The sequence below is a fragment of the Halapricum salinum genome (assembly GCF_004799665.1).
Classification (GTDB): domain Archaea; phylum Halobacteriota; class Halobacteria; order Halobacteriales; family Haloarculaceae; genus Halapricum; species Halapricum salinum.
Map to the genome: position 1 here is coordinate 1,711,436 of NZ_CP031310.1, position 18,156 is coordinate 1,729,591.

An 18,156-nucleotide genomic window follows, 5' to 3' on the forward strand; every position below is an offset into this window, starting at 1 on the left:
CATGAGTCAGGGACGCGAAGCCAAAGTCTACGTCAACGGAAGCCTGGTCGGGACGCACCCCGACCCCGAACAGCTCGCAGAACAGATCCGGCAGGCCCGCCGCCGCGGCGAGGTGAGCGAGATGGTCAACGTCTCGGTCAAAGACCGGACGAGCGAGGTCATCATCAACGCCGACGCCGGCCGTGCGCGACGCCCGCTGATCGTCGTCCAGGACGGCGACCCGCTGTTGACCGAGCGGGAAGTCGAACTCCTCGAAGAGGACGAGATCGATTTCCAGGACCTCGTCGAGCGGGGCTACATCGAGTTCATCGACGCCGAGGAAGAGGAGGACATCCTCGTCGCCGTCGACCGCGAGGAAGTCACCGACGATCACACCCACCTCGAAGTCGATCCCCAGTTGATCTTCGGGATCGGTGCCGGGATGATTCCCTACCCCGAGCACAACGCCTCACCCCGCATTACGATGGGGTCGGGGATGATCAAGCAGTCCCTGGGACTGCCCAGCGCGAACTACCGGATCCGCCCGGACACGCGCCAGCACCTGCTGCACTACCCCCAGCTGTCGATGGTCAAGACCCAGACCACCGAACAGATCGGCTACGACGACCGACCCGCCGCGCAGAACTTCGTCGTCGCCGTCATGTCCTACGAGGGGTTCAACATCGAGGACGCGCTCGTCCTCAACAAGGGCAGCGTCGAGCGCGCGCTCGCCCGCTCGCACTTCTTCCGGACTTACGAGGGCGAGGAACGGCGCTACCCCGGCGGCCAGGAAGACCGCTTCGAGATTCCCGACGACGAGGTCCGGGGCGCTCGCGGCGAGGACGCCTACACCCACCTGGACGACGACGGGCTCGTCAACCCCGAGACGCGGGTCGGCGAGAACGCCGTTCTGCTCGGGAAGACCTCTCCGCCCCGGTTCCTCGAGGAGCCGGACGACATGGGCGGTCTCTCCCCCCAGAAGCGACGTGAAACCTCCGTGACGATGCGCTCGGGCGAGAGCGGGGTCGTCGACACGGTCACGCTGATGGAGGGCGAGGACGGCTCGAAGCTCTCGAAGGTCAAGGTACGCGACGAGCGGATCCCCGAGCTCGGGGACAAGTTCGCGTCCCGACACGGCCAGAAGGGTGTCGTGGGCCACATCGCGCCCCAGGAAGACATGCCCTTCACCGAGCAGGGCGTCGTGCCGGACCTCATCATCAATCCGCACGCGCTGCCCTCTCGGATGACCGTCGGGCACATTCTGGAGATGATCGGCGGGAAGGTCGGCGCGCTCGAAGGTCGACGCGTCGACGGCACGGCCTTCACCGGCGAGGACGAGGAAGACCTCCGGAACTCTCTGGAGGAGCACGGCTTCGATTCCTCGGGCAAGGAGACCATGTACTCGGGTGTCACCGGCGAGAAGATCGACGCGGACATCTTCGTCGGGGACATCTTCTACCAGAAACTGTACCACATGGTCTCGAACAAGATCCACGCGCGTTCGCGCGGTCCGGTCCAGGTGCTGACCCGACAGCCCACCGAGGGTCGCGCCCGTGAGGGTGGGCTCCGAATCGGTGAGATGGAACGGGACGTCTTCATCGGCCACGGTGCTGCGATGACACTCAAAGAGCGCCTGCTCGACGAGTCCGACCAGGAGTTCATCCACATCTGCGCCGAGTGTGGGATGGCCGCCGTCGAGAACGTCGACCAGCGTCGGGTCTACTGCCCCAACTGTGGCGAGGAGACCGACGTCCACGAGATCGAGATGTCCTACGCGTTCAAGCTCCTGCTCGACGAGATGAAAGCGCTGGGCATCGCTCCGCGGATCGAACTGGAGGACGCAGTATAATGTCTACAGGCCACGCACCGAAATCCATCGGCTCGCTCAGTTTCGGACTGATGGACCCCGAGGAGTACCGCGACATGAGCGCCACCAAGGTCATCACGGCCGACACCTACGACGACGACGGGTTCCCCATCGACATGGGGCTGATGGACCCGCGCCTCGGCGTGATCGACCCTGGGCTGGAGTGCAAGACCTGCGGCAAGCACAGCGGGTCGTGTAACGGCCACTTCGGCCACATCGAACTCGCCGCGCCCGTGATTCACGTCGGCTTCTCGAAGCTCATCCGCCGATTGCTTCGCGGGACCTGCCGCGAATGCTCGCGGCTCTGTCTCGACGAGCGCGAGCGCGAGGAGTTCCTGAGTCGACTCGATCGAACGCGCGAACTCGGTGACGATCTGAACGACGTCACCAAGGCCGCCATCCGGCAGGCCCGCAAGAAGGACTACTGTCCGTTCTGTGGTGAAGTCCAGTACGACATCCAGCACGAGAAGCCGACCACCTACTACGAGGTCAAGGAAGTCCTCTCTTCTGAGTATCCCCAGCGGATCGCCGCCGCGATGGAGCCCGACGAGGAGGAAGACGAAGAGCCGGTTTCGCCCCACGACCTCTCCGACGAAACGGGGATCGACATCGGCCGGATTCAGGACATCCTGTCGGGCGAGTTCCGACCCCGCGAGGAGGACCGTCGGGCCATCGAGAAGGCCCTGGACGTCGACCTCACCGAGGAGGACATGGACAAGCTGATGCCCAGCGACATCCGGGACTGGTTCGAGGACATCCCGGACGAGGACATCGAAGTTCTGGGGATCAACGCCGAGCGCTCCCGGCCGGAGTGGATGATTCTCACTGTGCTGCCGGTTCCGCCAGTGACGGCGCGCCCCTCCATCACGCTGGACAACGGCCAGCGCAGTGAGGACGACCTCACGCACAAACTGGTGGACATCATCCGGATCAACCAGCGGTTCATGGAGAACCGCGAGGCCGGTGCCCCACAGCTGATCATCGAGGACCTCTGGGAACTGCTGCAGTACCACGTCACCACGTTCATGGACAACGAGATCTCCGGGACGCCGCCGGCCCGTCACCGCTCGGGTAGGCCCCTGAAGACGCTCTCCCAGCGCCTGAAGGGCAAAGAGGGGCGCTTCCGTGGCTCCCTCTCGGGCAAGCGTGTGAACTTCTCCGCCCGGACTGTGATCTCGCCGGACCCGACGCTGTCGCTGAACGAGGTCGGGGTGCCGGATCGGGTCGCGAGCGAGATGACCCAGACGATGAACGTCACCGAGCGCAACCTCGCGGAAGCGCGACGGTACGTCTCGAACGGGCCCGAGGCCCACCCTGGCGCGAACTACGTCCGGCGACCGGACGGCCGCCGACTGAAAGTCACGGAGAAGAACTGCGAGGAACTGGCCGAGAAGGTCGAAGCCGGCTGGGAGGTCTCGCGACACCTCGTCGACGGGGACATCGTGATCTTCAACCGCCAGCCGTCGCTGCACCGGATGTCGATCATGGCCCACGAAGTGGTCGTGATGCCGTACAAGACGTTCCGGCTGAATACTGTGGTCTGTCCGCCGTACAACGCCGACTTCGACGGCGACGAGATGAACATGCACGCCCTCCAGAACGAGGAGGCCCGGGCGGAAGCCCGCGTCCTCATGCGCGTGCAGGAACAACTGCTCTCGCCACGCTTCGGTGAGAACATCATCGGCGCCATTCAGGACCACATCTCCGCGACCTATCTGCTGACGCACGACAACCCGCGCTTCAACGAGACGCAGGCGCTGGACCTGCTTCGGGCCACGAGCGTCGACCAACTGCCCGAGGAAGACGGCGAGGAAGACGGCACGCCCTACTGGACCGGGCGGTCGATCTTCTCGGAACTCCTGCCGGACGGCCTGGACCTGGAGTTCGTCTCCAGCGCGGGCGACACGGTCGTCATCGAGGACGGCCAGCACGTCAAGGGGACCATCGACGAGGACGCAGTCGGTGCCTTCGGTGGAGAGATCGTCGACACGATCGCAAAACAGTACGACCGCACGCGTGCCCGAATCTTCATCAACGAGATCGGGACGCTCGCGGTGCGGACGATCATGCACTTCGGGTTCTCGATCGGGATCGACGACGAGTCGATCCCGCCGGAAGCCCAGGAGCAGGTCGACGAAGCCATCGATAACGCCTACGAGCGCGTCCAGGAACTCATCGAGACCTACGAGCAGGGTGACCTCGAATCGCTGCCCGGCCGGACGGTCGACGAGACCCTGGAGATGAAGATTATGCAGACGCTCGGCAAGGCCCGCGACTCCGCTGGTGACATCGCCGAGGATTCGTTCGCGGACGACAACCCCGCCGTGATCATGGCCGAGTCCGGGGCGCGTGGATCGATGCTGAACCTCACGCAGATGGCCGGCTGTGTCGGCCAGCAGGCAGTCCGCGGCGAGCGGATCAACCGCGGCTACGAGAACCGAACCTTGAGCCACTTCAAGGAAGACGACCTCTCGGCGGACGCCCACGGCTTCGTCGAGCACTCCTACCGTGAGGGGCTCAATCCCAAGGAGTTCTTCTTCCACGCGATGGGTGGTCGCGAGGGGCTGGTCGACACGGCAGTCCGGACCTCCAAGTCCGGCTACCTCCAGCGCCGACTGATCAACGCGCTCTCTGAACTGGAGACCCAGTACGACGGTACCGTCCGGGACACCAGCGACAACATCGTTCAGTTCGAGTTCGGTGAGGACGGCACCTCGCCAGTGGAGGTCAGTTCCGGCGAGGACGAAGCGGCCGTCGACGTCGACGATATTACCGATCGAATCCTCGCAGAGGAGTTCGAGAGCGAGACAGAAAAAGAACAGTTCCTCGGAACCGAGGCGCGACCGACCAACCTCTCCGAACACGCCGACGACTGGTGGCTCGCGGAGGGTGACGACTGATGAGCGAAACACAATACGATCCCACAGACCGATTCGCACACGTCGACGAGGACACCGAACTCCTCGTCGAGGACACCGACCTGCCGCGTCGCCTCAAGAACGAACTGTACGAGACCATCGACGAGCGTGGCGGCCTCTCGCCCGAAGAGGTCGAAGAAGTCGCCTCCGCGGTGGAGGCTCGCTACGTCAACACCCGCGTCGATCCGCTCGACCCGGTCGGGACGGTCTCGGCACAGTCGATCGGCGAACCCGGAACGCAGATGACGATGAATACTTTTCATTATGCCGGTGTCGCCGAAATCGACGTTACGCAGGGCCTGCCACGCCTTATCGAGCTCGTCGACGCTCGGAAGACACCTGACACTCCGATGATGACGGTCCACCTCGAAGACGAGTTCGCCGAGGAGCGCGAGCGCGCCCACGAGGTCGTCTGGAAGATCGAGTCGACCAAGATTCTGGCACTGGGAGACATCTCGACGAACGTCGCGGACATGCTCGTCCAGATCGACCTCAACCCCGACACGCTGGCCGAGCGCTGGCCCACTGTCGACGATGTCGACGATATCGCAGAAGAGATCGCAGAGACGATCGAATCCTCCCTGGGCGTCCAGACCCGTCGGTCGGGTATGGTCGTCGAGTTCGGACCCGAGGAGCCGTCCTACCGGGATCTGCTGCAGCTCGTCGAGGATCTCCGAGAGATCGTCTTCAAGGGGATCGAGGAGGTCACCCGGGTCGTCATCCGCAAGGAAGAGACCGACCAGGGCGAGGAGTTCGTCCTCTACACCGAGGGATCGGCCCTGGGTGACGTGCTGGATATCGAGGGTGTCGACGCGTCGCGGACGACGTGTAACAACATCCACGAGATCTATCGACAGCTCGGTGTCGAGGCAGCCCGTGAGGCCATCATCAACGAGACGATGAACACCCTCGAAGAACAGGGGCTGGACGACGTGAACGTTCGGCACCTGATGCTGGTCGCGGACATCATGACCAACCGTGGCGAGATCGAGTCGATCGGCCGGCACGGGATTTCGGGGAACAAGGCCAGCGTGCTCGCGCGGGCGGCGTTCGAGGTCACCGTCAGCCACCTGCTCGACGCGGCGATCCACGGCGAGGTAGACAGCCTCAACGGTGTCACCGAGAACGTCATCGTCGGCAAGCCGATCAAGCTCGGGACTGGCGACGTCGACCTGCGGATGAACCCCAATCAGGCCGACTGAGGATGACGGTCACGCTCAGCGACGAGGCGCGCCAGCTCATCCCGATCATCGAAGACGAGACCGGCGCGACCGTTCGCGACTGCGTGATCGACGAAGAGTACGACCGTCTTCTCGTGCTCGTCAAAGCGGGGCAGATGGCACAGGCGATCGGTCCCGGCGGCACGACCGTCCAGGAGTTGCAGGATCGCCTCGACCGGGAGATCAAGTTCGTCGAGGACGGCCCGACCGCCGAAGACGTCATCGCCAGTGCGCTCGCACCGGCAGCGGTGTACAACGTCACGATCAGCGAGAACGATACCACCGTGGCCTACGTCGAGGTCGATCAGAACGACACCGGGATCGCGATCGGGAAGGGCGGCAAGAACATCGCCGCCGCCCGGACGCTGGCGAAACGGCACTTCGAGATCGACGACGTCGAGTTGGTCTGACTATTCTTCGGGACAGAGCGGGCCGCTGCTGTCGACGATCTCGATCGACCGATTAGTCGAGGAGATCAGCTCTCCGTCCCGTGTGATTATCAACTCGGCGGGCGCGGTCGAACCGGGTTCGAGGTCACCGGTGTAGTCCCCGATATCGAGCAGGGTGACCCGCTCGGACTCGTAGCGGTCGAGATCGACCGTTCCGTCCGACTGTACTGCGCCGTCGTCGACGTCGAGCCGCCAGGTGAACTGCTGGCTGCTCGTGGGGCCGCTACCGTTCCGTTCAAGGCCGATCCGTCCAGAGAGCGACCATCGCTCCGGGGGTGGACCAGTGCTGATGCACGAGGTCGTTCCGTTTGTTCCGTCCGCTGCTTCTTCCAGAGTGAGTGTATTGACGCTCAGACGGGGCTCGAACGTCGCCACGGTGACGCCGGTCTCCTCCGACTCGCTGCCGGTCGACACGGACCACAGGACAGTGTAGCCGAGCAACCCGACGACGAGGAGGGCGAACACGAGTGCGAGTACCACCCCACGACGCATAGCGGGTAATTCCGGCGGGCGACTGAAATACGTTGCCCGAGTGACGTGGTCCCTGTGAGTCTGACACACGGACGGAATCCAAAAGAAGACGCTTAAGTGCCTCGGCAGGATATTCGTGCGTACTATGGCGAACGGCAAATACGCCGCACGCAAACTCAAAAAGGACCGCCAGAATCACCGGTGGTCCGACTCTGATTACGCGCGCCGCGAGCGGGGTCTGGGCAAGAAGTCCGACCCCCTCGAGGGCGCCCCCCAGGGTCGAGGGATCGTGCTCGAGAAGGTCGGTATCGAAGCGAAACAGCCCAACTCCGCGATCCGGAAATGCGTCCGGGTCCAGCTGATCAAGAACGGCAAACAGGTCACCGCGTTCTGTCCGGGCGACGGTGCGATCTCGTTCATCGACGAGCACGACGAGGTCACCATCGCCGGGATCGGTGGCGCGAAGGGTCGCGCCATGGGTGACCTCTCGGGTGTCAACTACAAAGTCGAGAAGGTCAACGGCGTCTCGATGATCGAACTCGTCCGCGGCAACGCCGAGAAGCCGGTGCGATAATCCATGTCCGAAGCAGAATCCAACGACAGCGAGCCCGAGACCGGTGCACAGCTGTTCGGCGTCTGGAGCGTCGACGACATCGAGTACCGTGACCCCTCGACCGAGCGCTACATCACGGTGACGCCGATCGCACACACGATGGGGCGTCACGCCGCAAAGCAGTTCAAGAAGAGCGAGATCTCCATCGTCGAGCGGCTCATCAACCGCCTGATGCAGACCGACGAGAACACGGGTAAGAAACAGCAGACGACCCAGATCGTCCGTGACGCCTTCGAGATCGTCCACGAGCGCACCGAGGAGAACCCGGTCCAGGTCCTCGTGCGCGCCGTCGAGAACAGCGCCCCGCGTGAGGAGACCGTCCGCCTGAAGTACGGTGGCATCTCCGTCCCGAAGGCCGTTGACGTCGCGCCCCAGCGCCGTGTCGACCAAGCCCTGAAGTTCATCGCCGAGGGCGTCTACAGCGCCTCGTTCAAGACGACGACCGACGCCGCCGACGCGCTCGCCCAGCAGCTCGTCGGAGCCGCCAACAACGACGTCCAGACCTACCCTGTCTCCCAGAAAGAAGAGAAAGAACGCGTCGCGGCTGCCGCGCGGTAATCTCTCCTATATTTTAGGCAGACCGAAAAGTATTCCCCACCCCCATTGGAAGCCGCAGGTATGGCTGACGAAGGTGGGCAGCGTTACTGGACGCGACGGCGCACGATCGCGGTCCTCGCTGCGGCAGGTCTCGGCGGATGCATGACCTCGACCGGCGGGAACTCGACGCCGACGGCCACCCCGTTCGACGAGCGATACGATCTCGCGGTCGACCACGACAGTGCGGCGTGGGACCGACGCGACCCGGACTGGACGGCACCCGCGAGCGCGCCCGCAGTCGAGACACTGGAGACGGAGGTCCTGGTCGAGAACCTGGAGATTCCGTGGGACCTCTCGTTCGCCGGGGACGGGACGCTGTTCGTCAGCGAGCGTGTCGGTCGCGTGAAAGCCGTCGACGGCGAGGAGGTACGCGTCGTGGCCGAACCTGTAGAGGCTATCGACGCCGAAGCGATCGCTCCCGGCGAAGACCACGAGAGCTGGTGGGTCGAGGGCGGCGAGGGCGGAACGCTCGGCGTGGCTGCCCATCCGAACTATCCCGAGCCGTCGCTGGTCTACGTCTACTACACCGCCGATACCGACGAGGGCAAGCGCAACCGCGTCGTCGCGTTCGATCCGACCGCCGACAGCCCCAGCGAGGGTGTCGGGACGATCGCCGAGGATATCCCGGCCGACGGGATCCACAACGGCGGCCGCCTCGAATTTGGCCCCGAAAACTACCTCTGGATCACCTGTGGCGATGCCGGCGAGTCGGCGAAGGCGCAGGATCCGTCGACGCTACACGGGACGGTCCTGCGAGTGAAACCGAACGGCGATCCTGCGCCTGGCAATCCCGACCTCGGAGCCGAGGCCGATCCACGGATCTACACCTACGGCCACCGCAACCCCCAGGGGATCGTCTGGCTGCCCGATGGGACACCGCTGGTCACCGAACACGGTCCCGATGGACGCGACGAGATCAACCGCCTCGAACCGGGGGCAAACTACGGCTGGCCCGAAGTTCGACGGCGCGAGGCGTATCCCGGTTCGGACGTTCATCGGCCGCTGGCCAACAGCGGGCCGCCGTCGTGGGCACCGACTGGCGCGCTCTTTTACACTGGCGACGCAGTGTCGACGCTGACCAACCGGCTGCTGGTCGGCGGCCTGTTCAGCCAGCAGTTGCTCGTCGCGACGGTGACGCCACCTGGCGACGACCTCCCACCGGTCGGTGACGGGACGCGCCACGAAGGTGCGTGGACCGACGACGCCGACACCGTGACGACCAACACGGCACTGAAGAACGAACTCGGTCGGATCAGACACGTCGAGCAGGGGCCCGAGGGCGAGATCTACCTCGTGACTTCGAATCGCGACGGCCGCGCGAAAGACCCGTTCCCCACCGAGCGCGACGACGTGCTCGTCCGCCTCACAGGAGGGTAGGGTTCGTCAACCCATATACTCATTTGGGTTGACGACGATGGCCGATCCATGGCAGGGGAATACGAATCAGTGGAGTTGGTCCCGGACGAGACGGTGAAGTACTTCGCAGGCTCGGTCGTCGTCGCCGCGCTGACGGCGGCGTTCGCACAGTTCGCAGTTCCGTATCCGCTCTCCTCGGCACCGTTCACGCTCCAGACGGTCGGCGTCTATCTGGCCGGGCTGGTGCTGGGCCCAGTCTGGGGGGCGTTCTCGCTGCTCCTGTACGCCGTCGCGGGGGCGGCAGGTGCGCCGGTATTCGGGGGTGGCGGCTCCGGAGTCGGCGTTCTAACGGGGCCGACCGGCGGGTACATCGTGAGCTTCCCCATCGCGGCCGCGGTGATCGGCGGGCTGGTCCACCGGCGAGTCACGCCGCGACGACTCGACGACGTCTCGATCCCGCTGCAGGTCGGTGCACTCGCCGTCGGGCTGGGAATCGTCTATCTCGTCGGCTCCGTCTGGCTCGCGACCCAACTGGAGTATTCGCTGACGAAAGGGCTAGTTCAGGGCGGACTGGTGTTCGTCCCCGGTGACGCGCTCAAGGCGCTGGCGGTCATGGGGCTGGTCACCGGCGGCTATCTGACGGGGATCGTCGACGAGTTCGCCGGATGATCGCGGTCGAGAATCTGGTCTGTGCGTTCGGGGATACCGTCGCGCTCGACGAAATCTCGGTCACGATCGAAGACGGCTCGTTCGTCGTCCTGACGGGCCCGAACGGCTCCGGGAAGACGACGCTCGTCCGGCACTTCAACGGGCTCCTCGAACCCGACAGCGGGTCGGTCACGGTCGACGGCCACGACGTCGTCGCGGAGCCAGTCGCCGTCAGGACCAGCGTCGGCATGGTCTTCCAGCAGCCCCGCGATCAGTTCGTGGCGTCGACGGTCGCGGCCGACGTCGCGTTCGGCCCCGAGAACCTGGGACTCGACCGCGAGGAGATCGATCGGCGAGTCCAGCGGGCGCTCGACGCCGTGAACCTGGCCGAGCAGCGTGACGCCCGGATCGACTCACTGTCTGGCGGTGAGCAGGCGCGACTCGCCATCGCTGGCGCGCTCGCGATGGAGCCCGCGTATCTGGTGCTCGACGAGCCGTTCGCCAGCCTCGACGAACCCGCGCGCCGGTCGGTGCTGGATCGACTGTGTGATCTTCACGAGCGCGAGACCGGCGTCATCGTCGTCACGCACGACTTGCGAGGCGTACTGGCGCCCGCCGACCGGCTCCTCGGGATGGCCGACGGCGAGATCGTCGTCGACACGCCGGCCCAAGAGGCGTCCCGGGCCCTCGAAGACCTCGACGTGTATCTTCCGCCGGCCTCGGAGTGGTGACTATGCTAACCTACCAGCCCGGGACGACGGCCGTCCATCGACTCGACCCGCGATCGAAGTTGCTGTTTCAGGGTGGATTCGCCGTTGCGGTGTTTGCGCACGACTCGCTGGCCGTGCTGGCTGGGTTGACGACCATCGCGCTCGCACCGCTCTGGGTGGCTTCACTGTCGCCGCTTCGACTTCTTCGCGGGTTCCGGTTCATCCTGCTCCTGCTGGTGATCGCACCCCCCATCGCGGCGGTCTCGTTCGGCCCGTCGTGGTTCGTCGTGGATCGGGCGCTGGACTCGGCCGTCGCGAGCTATCAGGTCGTCGTGATGTTGCTGGTCGCCGGGACGTACGTCTACACGACACCGGTTCGAGAGACGCGCGCGGCGATCCAGCGCCACGTCCCCGGGAGAGCGGGGCAACTGCTGGGCGTCGGCGTCGGACTCGTGTTCCGACTGACGCCCGTTCTGGTGGCCGATCTCGGGCGAATCAGAGACGCACTCGACGCACGCGGCGGTGAGAGTCTCTCGACGGTCGCGCGCGTCCGGCGCCTCGCGCTCGTCGGATTACGCCGGGCCTTCGACCGTGCGAGTAGACTTTCCCTGGCACTGCGGGCCCGCTGTTTCGCCTGGAATCCGACGCTGCCCGAACTTTCGTTCTCGCGGCTCGACGTGCCCGTGCTGGTGCTGTCGGTCGCGCTCGCGCTCTCGGCATTCCTGTGATTCTACTCGACGATGTCGGTCGAGGCCGTCGTGTCAGCCTGGACGTCGGTATCCAGTCCGATGTCCTGGATGAGCGCGACCAGTTCTTCGAGTCGGGGGAAGGTGTAGGCGGTCAGTTCGACGTCGGTGTCGGCGGCGACGATGTCGCTATCGACCACGAAGACGATCTCGTCGTCGGGCCAGCCACCCATCTCGTCGACGATGTTGCTCGCGGGGCCGTAGATGAACGAGGGTGTCGAGATGTCGATCGTCGTATCCAGGACGTTGGCCCAGCCGTCGATGTAGCCCGAGGTCATGATGTTGCCGATCTCCTGCATGGCGGAGCGCTCCATGTCGGTAAAGAGGCCGTCGGCGGGTTCATCGCCGCCCATCCCGCCGACCATCTTGCCGACGAGCTGTTTGCTGTCTTGCGGGTCCATCAGAAAGAGGACGTAGCCGTGGGGCGGATCGACCAGTTCGACGAAGATACCGACCTGCTTCTGGGCGCCGATGTGGGTCTTGACGTCTTCCAGATCGAGGAAGTTGATCTTCGAGACCTCGATCTCGGCGTCGAGCCCGGCCAGCTGGCTGAGGTGGTCGGCCACGGTGGTCGACCCCTCTTTGGCCATCTGGTTGAACAGATCCAGTTTCCGCACGTCGACTTTGAGGCTCATACCGATTCCTCTGGGTCGACTGTTGTAAGTACACCGCCCGGACTCTCAAATCTGAAATTCTGTCGGCCCGCTCACGCACCTCAACGCACGTAGCGACTGCCGGTCTCCGGGGTGTCCTCGACCCGACTCTCGATACTGGTGGTCGTCGTCTCGGCAGCAGTCAGCAAGTGCTCGGTGCCGACAGGCGCGTCCGCCCGGAGGGCTTCCCGGGCGGCCTTGATATTCTTGTGGTTTCGTCGCCACCCCCCCTCACTCCATGTCGCCGCTTCGGATCGCGTCTTCCGCAGCTGAGAGTGCCGCTTCGGGGTCGAACTCCTCGATAATACCTTCGAGGGTCGAATTAGGTTCGGCAGCGAGGTCGCGGGCGTGGTCGGTCATGTTTGGGACTGCGCGGATGACGTTGTCGACGATCGGGACGGACGCGACCTGGGCCGACCGAGACATCGGATTGAGGTCGATCACGAGCTCGGTCTTGTCCATCTCGCCCAGCGCCTCGGCGCGGTCGCCGTCTTCGAGCGGGACGAGTACGACGTCGGCGTTCCCGATCCCGTCGGCGTCGACCTTCGCGCGTTCGTGGTCCAGCCCCGGAATCCGCCCGTCGGCGGTGAGGCCCTTGACTTCCTCGGCTCCGTGTTCGCGGAGGTGCTCGGCGATGGCCTCCATCCGCTCCTCGGTGCGATTGAAGAGGTTGACTTCGATCTCCGCGCCGGTCGCCTTCGCTAACTCGACGATCTCACCGGGGACGAGTGCGGCGACGTTACCGTTGACCGACAGCACAGGTGAATCGGCGAGCAGGAGGTGGGCGGCGGCGACGCGCTCGGCCTGCTCGGCGCTCTCGGTGGTACGCTCGCCGATGAGATAGTCGAAAGCCTCCCCACGCCCCTGGGCGATCAGGCCTTGCTTGCTCGTGATCCCCTTCTCGACGCCCGCCTCGATACGGTGACGCGTCAACAGTGATTGATACCGGGGGTGACTCTCGGGAATCTCGATCTCGTCGCTCATACTCCCGAATCGGTGAGGTGACGGGAAACCGTTTTCGTCGTCACTATCTCAAATTTGGTACGCATAACGGAAAACGGAAAACCTATCCCGATAGCGTTCACCAGCCGATGTAGATGTACACCGGAATCGTCGCAGCGACGGGTCGAATCGTCGACGTCGAGAGAGGGCCTGCAGACGCCTGCGAGCGCCGCCTGACCGTCGACTGTCCGTCGATCGCGGCCGATCTCGAACCGGGTGATAGCGTCGCCATCAGCGGGGCCTGTCTCACTGCCGAGACTGTCGACGACGAGCGGTTCACGGCCGGGCTCTCGGGGGAGACGACGGCTCGAACGTGGTTCGATACCGCCGCGGTCGGCGACCGGGTCAACCTCGAACGGCCGGTCCGGGCCAACGCCCGTCTCGACGGCCACATCGTCGAGGGCACCGTCGATACGACGACCGAGGTGCTCGCTCGCGAACAGACCGCCGACGGACTCCGCTTTCGACTCGAACTGCCCGAGGGGTACGCCGACCAGGTCGTCGAGAAGAGCACGCTCACCGTCGAGGGGGTCAGTCTGACCGTCGTCGACCGGGACACGGAGACGTTCGCGCTCACGCTTGTACCCGAGACGACCGCCCGGACGACGCTCGATTCGGTCGAACCCGGCGATCGCGTCAACGTTGAGACGAACGTGCTCGCGAAGTACGTCGACCGGCTGCACGCGGGGGCCTGAGATGGATCGCTTCCAGTTCACACTGTGGCAACTGGACGACTACGGCCCCTGGACGACGACGCCGGAACCGCGCCCCGAGATGACCCTCCAGTCGCTGCAGTCCCGACTCTACACCGACCTCGCCGAGATGGTCGGCGAGCGCGAAGGCTACGTCTTCCGCGGCCGCGAGGACAACCTCGTCGGCGTCACCAACAGTCTCGGCGTCGCGGATCATCGCGAGATTCGCGATCGGATCGCCGACGACTATCCTGTCACCCTGAGCGCCGGGATCGGGACCGGCGAGACACCGCTGGCTGCCCTCCGGACGGCGACCGAGAAGCTGCAGGCAGCCGGGAGCGCCCAGAAGTCGGATCGCTCTGGGACACTCCGGGGAGAGTCGCTGGACGCGTCGCCGCCGTTCCAGGTCGCACACTTCGACGTCGTCGACGCGACCGGCAGACTGACAGACGCCGTCGACGCCGCCGCCGCGATCGACGCTCTCGACGACGTCACCCGGACGCTTCGAGCCGAGATCCGGGCGCGTCACGGCGGGCTGGCGTTTTTCGTCGGCGGCGACAATGTCATCGCCGTCGTCCCGCCACTGGCGAGCGCCGACTACGACGACCTCTGTGAGACGGCCCGCGCGGAGACAGGGCTCCCGCTACAGGTCGGCGTCGGCACGGGTTCGACCGCCCGCGCGGCAGGTATGGCGGCCAAACACGCCCTCGAAGACGCCCGCGAGCGCGAGCAGACGGTCGTCGTCCCCGAGCCGGTCGCCGCGGACTGATAGTGATTATTGTAGCGATTTACCGGTACGACCGCCCGCCCTCGGGCGGTCGATCCGGAACAGACCTACAAAATCACTATGGGAAGTCTACTCCAGGCGCGCCCCTGCCGCGTCCACCCGACAGACGTGCGGTTCGTAGCCAGCGTCCGACAGTCCTGTGCCGAGCGCGAAGACGGTCTCGCCGAGCATCGCCATCGAGGCCTGTCCGTCGACTTCGTTGACGTCGAGGATCACGTCTCGGAGTCGCGTGGTCAGCAGTTCGGATTCGCGGGCGAACCGCCGGGAGGCGTAGACGAACTGCTCGGGATTCGGTTCGGAGACGACCTGCGAGAGCGATTCCCGGCCGGCCTGGTCGATCAGAGCGGTGTCGCCGCCGATCACCTCCGCGGTGTCGAGTTCGCCGAAACTGACGTACTCGACGCGCGGGCGGTAGGGAATCGCGTCGATCAGGTTCTCGTGTGGGCCGCCGGGTTCCAGCCGGATCGGCATCCCGCCCGCCGCCTGCGCGACGACGTCTCCAAGTCCCGTGCCGGCCTGGACCTCCGCGCCGTGGGCGATCGTCACGAGTTCGTTCCGCGAGAGGTCGCGCTCGTAGACGCAATTGGTCGCCAGTGCCGTCCCGAGCGCCATCGCGCCCGAGATCCCGAATCCTGCGCCGATCGGGAGCGACGTCTCGCCGATCACTGTGGCCTCGACCTGCAGGGTGTCCAGGACGGTCTCGACGGCCGCGACGTCGGCCGGCTGGCCGTCCAGTTCGACGTATCGCTCGTCGCTGCGCTCGACTGTGACGCTGACGCCGTCCGAAAGAGTGACGCCGGCTCCCTGCGAGCCGGCTTTCGTGGGGTCGTCGTCCCGGTGGACAGTGAAGAAGCCCGTGACGTGGCCCGGGACGAACGCGGTGGCCTCCTCGGTCATTATCGAGGAGAGCGGGTGCGCAACCAAAAACCGGGTGGTTCCGGGTCGAGCCGCCCCCTACCTTCAAGAGCGTATACGCTATAGGACGCTGTAGACATGCCGTCGATCAGCGCCCGTGTCGCCGACGAGACCGCCGCAGACGTCGACGCCGTCGCCGAGTTACTCGACGACGATCGCTCGACGACGATCAGAAAAGCCCTGCAGGAGGGGCTGGAGACGCTGCGAATACGCGTCGCCGTCCAGCGCTTCCAGACGGGGGACGTCTCGGTCAGCGAGGCGGCCGAGATCGCCGACTGTACCGTTGCCGAGTGGCTCGAAATCGCCCACGAGAACAACCTCACGACACAGTACGCGCCCGAAGAGCTGGCCGACGACGCCGCGACGGTTCGCGAATTATGACGTTCGTCCACGTCGGCCCCACAGTGCTCTACGACCTGGGTCAGATCGGCGAACTCGACCTGTTGACGTACTTCGACGGCGCACTCGTCGTCCCCGAGGAGGTTCGCTACCAGCTCACGACCGAACCCGCAGCGACGAACCTCGCGCAGTTTCTCGACGACACGTCCGTGATCACGTCGGTCCGACCCGAGGTCCGCCAGCAGGTCGCCAATTCGCTCGGGACCGATCCCGACGGCTACGAGGCGGCGCTGCTGGCCGGGCTGTTCGACGACTCGATCGACGACGAGCGGCCGATCCTCGTCCTCTCTGACGACCGCCGCCTCAGGGCGCTGGCCGACGGCCTCGGCGCGAAGGTGGCAGGGAGTTTCGGCGTCGTAGTCAAGGCGGCCGTCGAGGACAAGTATCTCTCGGCGAGTCAGGCCAAACGGATCGTCTCCCGGATGGACGACCACGGCGTCCAGCTGACGGGTCAGTTGCGGGCGCAGGCGATCGGCGACCTGTAGAAGAGAACCGAAACGCTACTCGGCCAGGCGGTCGCTCTCTTCGGTGATGTCGTAGAGGTTCTGGACGACGTCGCCCGAGAGGGCGTCCTCGCTGACGCGCCAGGCCCAGTTCCCTTCTACGGTGCCGGGAACGTTGAAGCGGGCTTCCGAGCCGTAGCCCAGCGGATCCTGCACCTGTGCCAGCGCGATGACCGAGTCGGAGTTCCAGACGGTGTCGAGGATGTCCCAGTGGACGTCGCCGCCCTCGTGGTCGACGGCGTAGTGCAGACACTCTCTGTCCTGCTCGTCGAGGGCGTCGTACCAGCCGACGACGGTGTCGGTGTCGTGCGTGGAGGTGTAGGCGACGGAGTTCGCGTCGTAGTTCGCGGGGTGATAGCGGCTGTCGCCGTCACACCAGTCGGCGAAGGCGGCCACGACCATACCCGGGTAGCCCAGCGTGTCGCGAATCTCCTCCATCTTCGGAGTGATCTCGCCGAGGTCCTCGACGACGATCGGCAGGTCGCCGAGTTCGTCCCGGATCGCGTAGAAGACGTCCTCGTGAGGACCTTCGACCCACTCGCCCTCGCGAGCGGTCTCGGCGTCTGCGGGGATCTCCCAGTAACTCTCGAAGCCTTTGAAGTGGTCGATGCGGAAGATGTCCACCCGCTGGAGGAGCCGTTCGAAGCGCTTGACCCACCAGCCGTAGTCCCGTTCGTCGAGGGCGTCCCAGTCGTAGACCGGCGTGCCCCACATCTGGCCGTCGTCGGAGAACTCGTCCGGCGGCACACCTGAAACGTACTTCGGCTCGCGTTCCGCGTCGAGTTTGAAGATTTCGGGGTTGGCCCAGACGTCCGCGCTATCGAGGTCGACGTAGATCGGCATGTCGCCGACGAACTTGACGCCGCGCTCGTTGGCGTACTCCTTGAGGTCGTTCCACTGCGTGTCGAAGACCCACTGGAGGAACTTCCGGTACTCGATGGAATCAGCGAGCTCTTCGCGATACTCCGCGAGCGCGTCGGGATCGCGCATCTTGGCCTCCTCGGGCCAGTCCAGCCAGGAGACGCCGTCGTAGTGATCCCGCAGGGCGCGGTAGAGGGCGTACTCGTCGAGCCACTCCCCTGACTCTTCGACGAACGTCTCGAAGTTCGACTGTTCGTCGTCGCTGGCGTCGGCTTTGAAGGTCTCGAAGGCCTCGGTCAGACGGGCTTCCTTGTACTCACGAACCGGGCCGTACTCGACGTGGCCGTCGTCGAAGTCCGGTCGGTCCAGTTCGTCGAGCCAGCCGCGTTCGACCAGCCTGTCCAGGTCGACGAACAGCGGGTTGCCCGCGAACGCCGAGTAGGACTGATAGGGGGAGTTGTCGTGGATCGGGATCGTCGGACCGAGGGGGCAGAACTGCCACAGCGATTGCCCGGACTCGGCCAGGAAGTCTACGAACGTCTCAGCCGGTTCGCCGAGCGTCCCGATACCGTCGGGCCCCGGCAGCGAGGCTACGTGCAAGAAGAGGCCGCTCTGTCTGTCGAAATCCATCCGTATCTCTCTGCTTGCGGCGGCGCGGACTTGAAAGTAGCAGATTCGACTTCGACAGCGATTGGTTTGCCTGAGCCGCTACCACCACCCAAAGGGTGAAGAACAATTACAAACGTTATATGTAGCGCGAGAGCGAGAGT

Annotated in this window: 19 protein-coding genes; 14 read left to right on the plus strand and 5 right to left on the minus strand. The window is 65.1% G+C overall.

Annotated features, from left to right (window positions below):
* The first annotated feature begins 1 nt into the window (after position 1).
* From rpoB to DV733_RS08695, 4 genes are read left to right on the plus strand one after another with little or no spacing between them, the layout of a single operon-like run.
* A complete protein-coding gene (gene rpoB / locus DV733_RS08680; protein ID WP_049995068.1) occupies positions 2–1,828 on the plus strand; it encodes a DNA-directed RNA polymerase subunit B in 1,827 nt (608 codons plus the stop codon).
* Complete coding sequence (locus DV733_RS08685; RefSeq protein WP_049995067.1) at positions 1,828–4,746, plus strand: DNA-directed RNA polymerase subunit A'; 2,919 nt, start codon at positions 1,828–1,830, stop codon at positions 4,744–4,746. The genes rpoB and DV733_RS08685 overlap by 1 nt, the downstream gene beginning before the upstream one ends.
* Entirely contained in the window at positions 4,746–5,966 is a 1,221-nt protein-coding gene (gene rpoA2 / locus DV733_RS08690) for a DNA-directed RNA polymerase subunit A'' (protein WP_049995066.1), read from the plus strand. Before DV733_RS08685 ends, rpoA2 begins: the two co-directional genes overlap by 1 nt.
* A 2-nt stretch (positions 5,967–5,968) precedes the next feature.
* Positions 5,969–6,394, plus strand: coding sequence for a NusA-like transcription termination signal-binding factor (locus tag DV733_RS08695; protein WP_049995065.1), 426 nt, complete (start codon positions 5,969–5,971; stop codon positions 6,392–6,394).
* On the opposite strand, the gene DV733_RS08700 is transcribed toward DV733_RS08695, so the two are convergent.
* Positions 6,395–6,925, minus strand: a complete 531-nt coding sequence (locus DV733_RS08700) for a hypothetical protein (protein WP_049995064.1) — start codon at positions 6,923–6,925, stop codon at positions 6,395–6,397.
* Between the two features lie 124 nt (positions 6,926–7,049).
* On the opposite strand from DV733_RS08700, the gene DV733_RS08705 reads away from it, so the two are divergent.
* From DV733_RS08705 to DV733_RS08730, 6 genes are read left to right on the plus strand one after another with little or no spacing between them, the layout of a single operon-like run.
* Positions 7,050–7,478, plus strand: coding sequence for a 30S ribosomal protein S12 (locus DV733_RS08705; RefSeq protein ID WP_049995063.1), 429 nt, complete (start codon positions 7,050–7,052; stop codon positions 7,476–7,478).
* 3 nt (positions 7,479–7,481) lie between these two features.
* Entirely contained in the window at positions 7,482–8,075 is a 594-nt protein-coding gene (locus DV733_RS08710; protein ID WP_049995062.1) for a 30S ribosomal protein S7, read from the plus strand.
* Between the two features lie 60 nt (positions 8,076–8,135).
* Positions 8,136–9,491, plus strand: coding sequence for a PQQ-dependent sugar dehydrogenase (locus DV733_RS08715; RefSeq protein ID WP_049995061.1), 1,356 nt, complete (start codon positions 8,136–8,138; stop codon positions 9,489–9,491).
* A 48-nt stretch (positions 9,492–9,539) separates the two neighbouring features.
* The gene (locus tag DV733_RS08720; RefSeq protein WP_049995060.1) at positions 9,540–10,139 is read left to right on the plus strand and encodes a biotin transporter BioY; all 600 of its coding nucleotides are present in this window, start codon (positions 9,540–9,542) and stop codon (positions 10,137–10,139) included.
* A complete protein-coding gene (locus DV733_RS08725) occupies positions 10,136–10,849 on the plus strand; it encodes an energy-coupling factor ABC transporter ATP-binding protein (protein WP_049995059.1) in 714 nt (237 codons plus the stop codon). The genes DV733_RS08720 and DV733_RS08725 overlap by 4 nt, the downstream gene beginning before the upstream one ends.
* 2 nt (positions 10,850–10,851) lie before the next feature.
* The gene (locus tag DV733_RS08730) at positions 10,852–11,556 is read left to right on the plus strand and encodes an energy-coupling factor transporter transmembrane component T family protein (RefSeq protein WP_049995058.1); all 705 of its coding nucleotides are present in this window, start codon (positions 10,852–10,854) and stop codon (positions 11,554–11,556) included.
* A gap of 2 nt (positions 11,557–11,558) precedes the next feature.
* On the opposite strand, the gene DV733_RS08735 is transcribed toward DV733_RS08730, so the two are convergent.
* Positions 11,559–12,209 (minus strand): chemotaxis protein CheC, encoded by a 651-nt coding sequence (locus DV733_RS08735; RefSeq protein WP_049995057.1) that lies wholly within the window; start codon positions 12,207–12,209, stop codon positions 11,559–11,561.
* Between the two features lie 249 nt (positions 12,210–12,458).
* Positions 12,459–13,211 (minus strand): 4-phosphopantoate--beta-alanine ligase, encoded by a 753-nt coding sequence (locus tag DV733_RS08740; protein WP_049995056.1) that lies wholly within the window; start codon positions 13,209–13,211, stop codon positions 12,459–12,461.
* Positions 13,212–13,324: 113 nt separating this feature from the next.
* On the opposite strand from DV733_RS08740, the gene DV733_RS08745 reads away from it, so the two are divergent.
* On the plus strand, positions 13,325–13,924 hold the full coding sequence (locus DV733_RS08745; RefSeq protein WP_049995055.1) for a riboflavin synthase: 600 nt from the start codon (positions 13,325–13,327) through the stop codon (positions 13,922–13,924).
* Position 13,925: 1 nt separating this feature from the next.
* Positions 13,926–14,690, plus strand: a complete 765-nt coding sequence (locus tag DV733_RS08750; protein ID WP_049995054.1) for a GTP cyclohydrolase IIa — start codon at positions 13,926–13,928, stop codon at positions 14,688–14,690.
* A gap of 87 nt (positions 14,691–14,777) precedes the next feature.
* Here the strand turns inward: DV733_RS08750 and DV733_RS08755 are convergent, their stop codons facing one another.
* Positions 14,778–15,605, minus strand: a complete 828-nt coding sequence (locus tag DV733_RS08755; RefSeq protein ID WP_049995053.1) for a pantoate kinase — start codon at positions 15,603–15,605, stop codon at positions 14,778–14,780.
* A gap of 96 nt (positions 15,606–15,701) precedes the next feature.
* On the opposite strand from DV733_RS08755, the gene DV733_RS08760 reads away from it, so the two are divergent.
* Both DV733_RS08760 and DV733_RS08765 read left to right on the plus strand, forming a co-directional pair.
* Entirely contained in the window at positions 15,702–16,004 is a 303-nt protein-coding gene (locus DV733_RS08760; protein ID WP_049995052.1) for a UPF0175 family protein, read from the plus strand.
* Positions 16,001–16,507 (plus strand): hypothetical protein, encoded by a 507-nt coding sequence (locus DV733_RS08765; protein ID WP_049995051.1) that lies wholly within the window; start codon positions 16,001–16,003, stop codon positions 16,505–16,507. Before DV733_RS08760 ends, DV733_RS08765 begins: the two co-directional genes overlap by 4 nt.
* A gap of 15 nt (positions 16,508–16,522) precedes the next feature.
* On the opposite strand, the gene malQ is transcribed toward DV733_RS08765, so the two are convergent.
* Positions 16,523–18,022, minus strand: a complete 1,500-nt coding sequence (gene malQ / locus DV733_RS08770; protein WP_237560535.1) for a 4-alpha-glucanotransferase — start codon at positions 18,020–18,022, stop codon at positions 16,523–16,525.
* Positions 18,023–18,156 lie beyond the last annotated feature (134 nt).

What these genes read in the sequence shown, in the direction of transcription:
- DV733_RS08685 (WP_049995067.1), top strand. Translation starts at nt 1,828, where the DNA reads ATGTCTACAGGCCACGCACCGAAATCCATCGGCTCGCTCAGTTTCGGA.
- DV733_RS08745 (WP_049995055.1), top strand. Translation starts at nt 13,325, where the DNA reads ATGTACACCGGAATCGTCGCAGCGACGGGTCGAATCGTCGACGTCGAG.
- DV733_RS08750 (WP_049995054.1), top strand. Translation starts at nt 13,926, where the DNA reads ATGGATCGCTTCCAGTTCACACTGTGGCAACTGGACGACTACGGCCCC.
- DV733_RS08705 (WP_049995063.1), top strand. Translation starts at nt 7,050, where the DNA reads ATGGCGAACGGCAAATACGCCGCACGCAAACTCAAAAAGGACCGCCAG.
- DV733_RS08695 (WP_049995065.1), top strand. Translation starts at nt 5,969, where the DNA reads ATGACGGTCACGCTCAGCGACGAGGCGCGCCAGCTCATCCCGATCATC.
- DV733_RS08710 (WP_049995062.1), top strand. Translation starts at nt 7,482, where the DNA reads ATGTCCGAAGCAGAATCCAACGACAGCGAGCCCGAGACCGGTGCACAG.
- DV733_RS08755 (WP_049995053.1), bottom strand. Translation starts at nt 15,605, where the DNA reads ATGACCGAGGAGGCCACCGCGTTCGTCCCGGGCCACGTCACGGGCTTC.
- DV733_RS08740 (WP_049995056.1), bottom strand. Translation starts at nt 13,211, where the DNA reads ATGAGCGACGAGATCGAGATTCCCGAGAGTCACCCCCGGTATCAATCA.
- DV733_RS08700 (WP_049995064.1), bottom strand. Translation starts at nt 6,925, where the DNA reads ATGCGTCGTGGGGTGGTACTCGCACTCGTGTTCGCCCTCCTCGTCGTC.
- DV733_RS08730 (WP_049995058.1), top strand. Translation starts at nt 10,852, where the DNA reads ATGCTAACCTACCAGCCCGGGACGACGGCCGTCCATCGACTCGACCCG.
- DV733_RS08735 (WP_049995057.1), bottom strand. Translation starts at nt 12,209, where the DNA reads ATGAGCCTCAAAGTCGACGTGCGGAAACTGGATCTGTTCAACCAGATG.
- DV733_RS08720 (WP_049995060.1), top strand. Translation starts at nt 9,540, where the DNA reads ATGGCAGGGGAATACGAATCAGTGGAGTTGGTCCCGGACGAGACGGTG.
- DV733_RS08760 (WP_049995052.1), top strand. Translation starts at nt 15,702, where the DNA reads ATGCCGTCGATCAGCGCCCGTGTCGCCGACGAGACCGCCGCAGACGTC.
- DV733_RS08725 (WP_049995059.1), top strand. Translation starts at nt 10,136, where the DNA reads ATGATCGCGGTCGAGAATCTGGTCTGTGCGTTCGGGGATACCGTCGCG.
- DV733_RS08715 (WP_049995061.1), top strand. Translation starts at nt 8,136, where the DNA reads ATGGCTGACGAAGGTGGGCAGCGTTACTGGACGCGACGGCGCACGATC.
- DV733_RS08765 (WP_049995051.1), top strand. Translation starts at nt 16,001, where the DNA reads ATGACGTTCGTCCACGTCGGCCCCACAGTGCTCTACGACCTGGGTCAG.
- rpoB (WP_049995068.1), top strand. Translation starts at nt 2, where the DNA reads ATGAGTCAGGGACGCGAAGCCAAAGTCTACGTCAACGGAAGCCTGGTC.
- rpoA2 (WP_049995066.1), top strand. Translation starts at nt 4,746, where the DNA reads ATGAGCGAAACACAATACGATCCCACAGACCGATTCGCACACGTCGAC.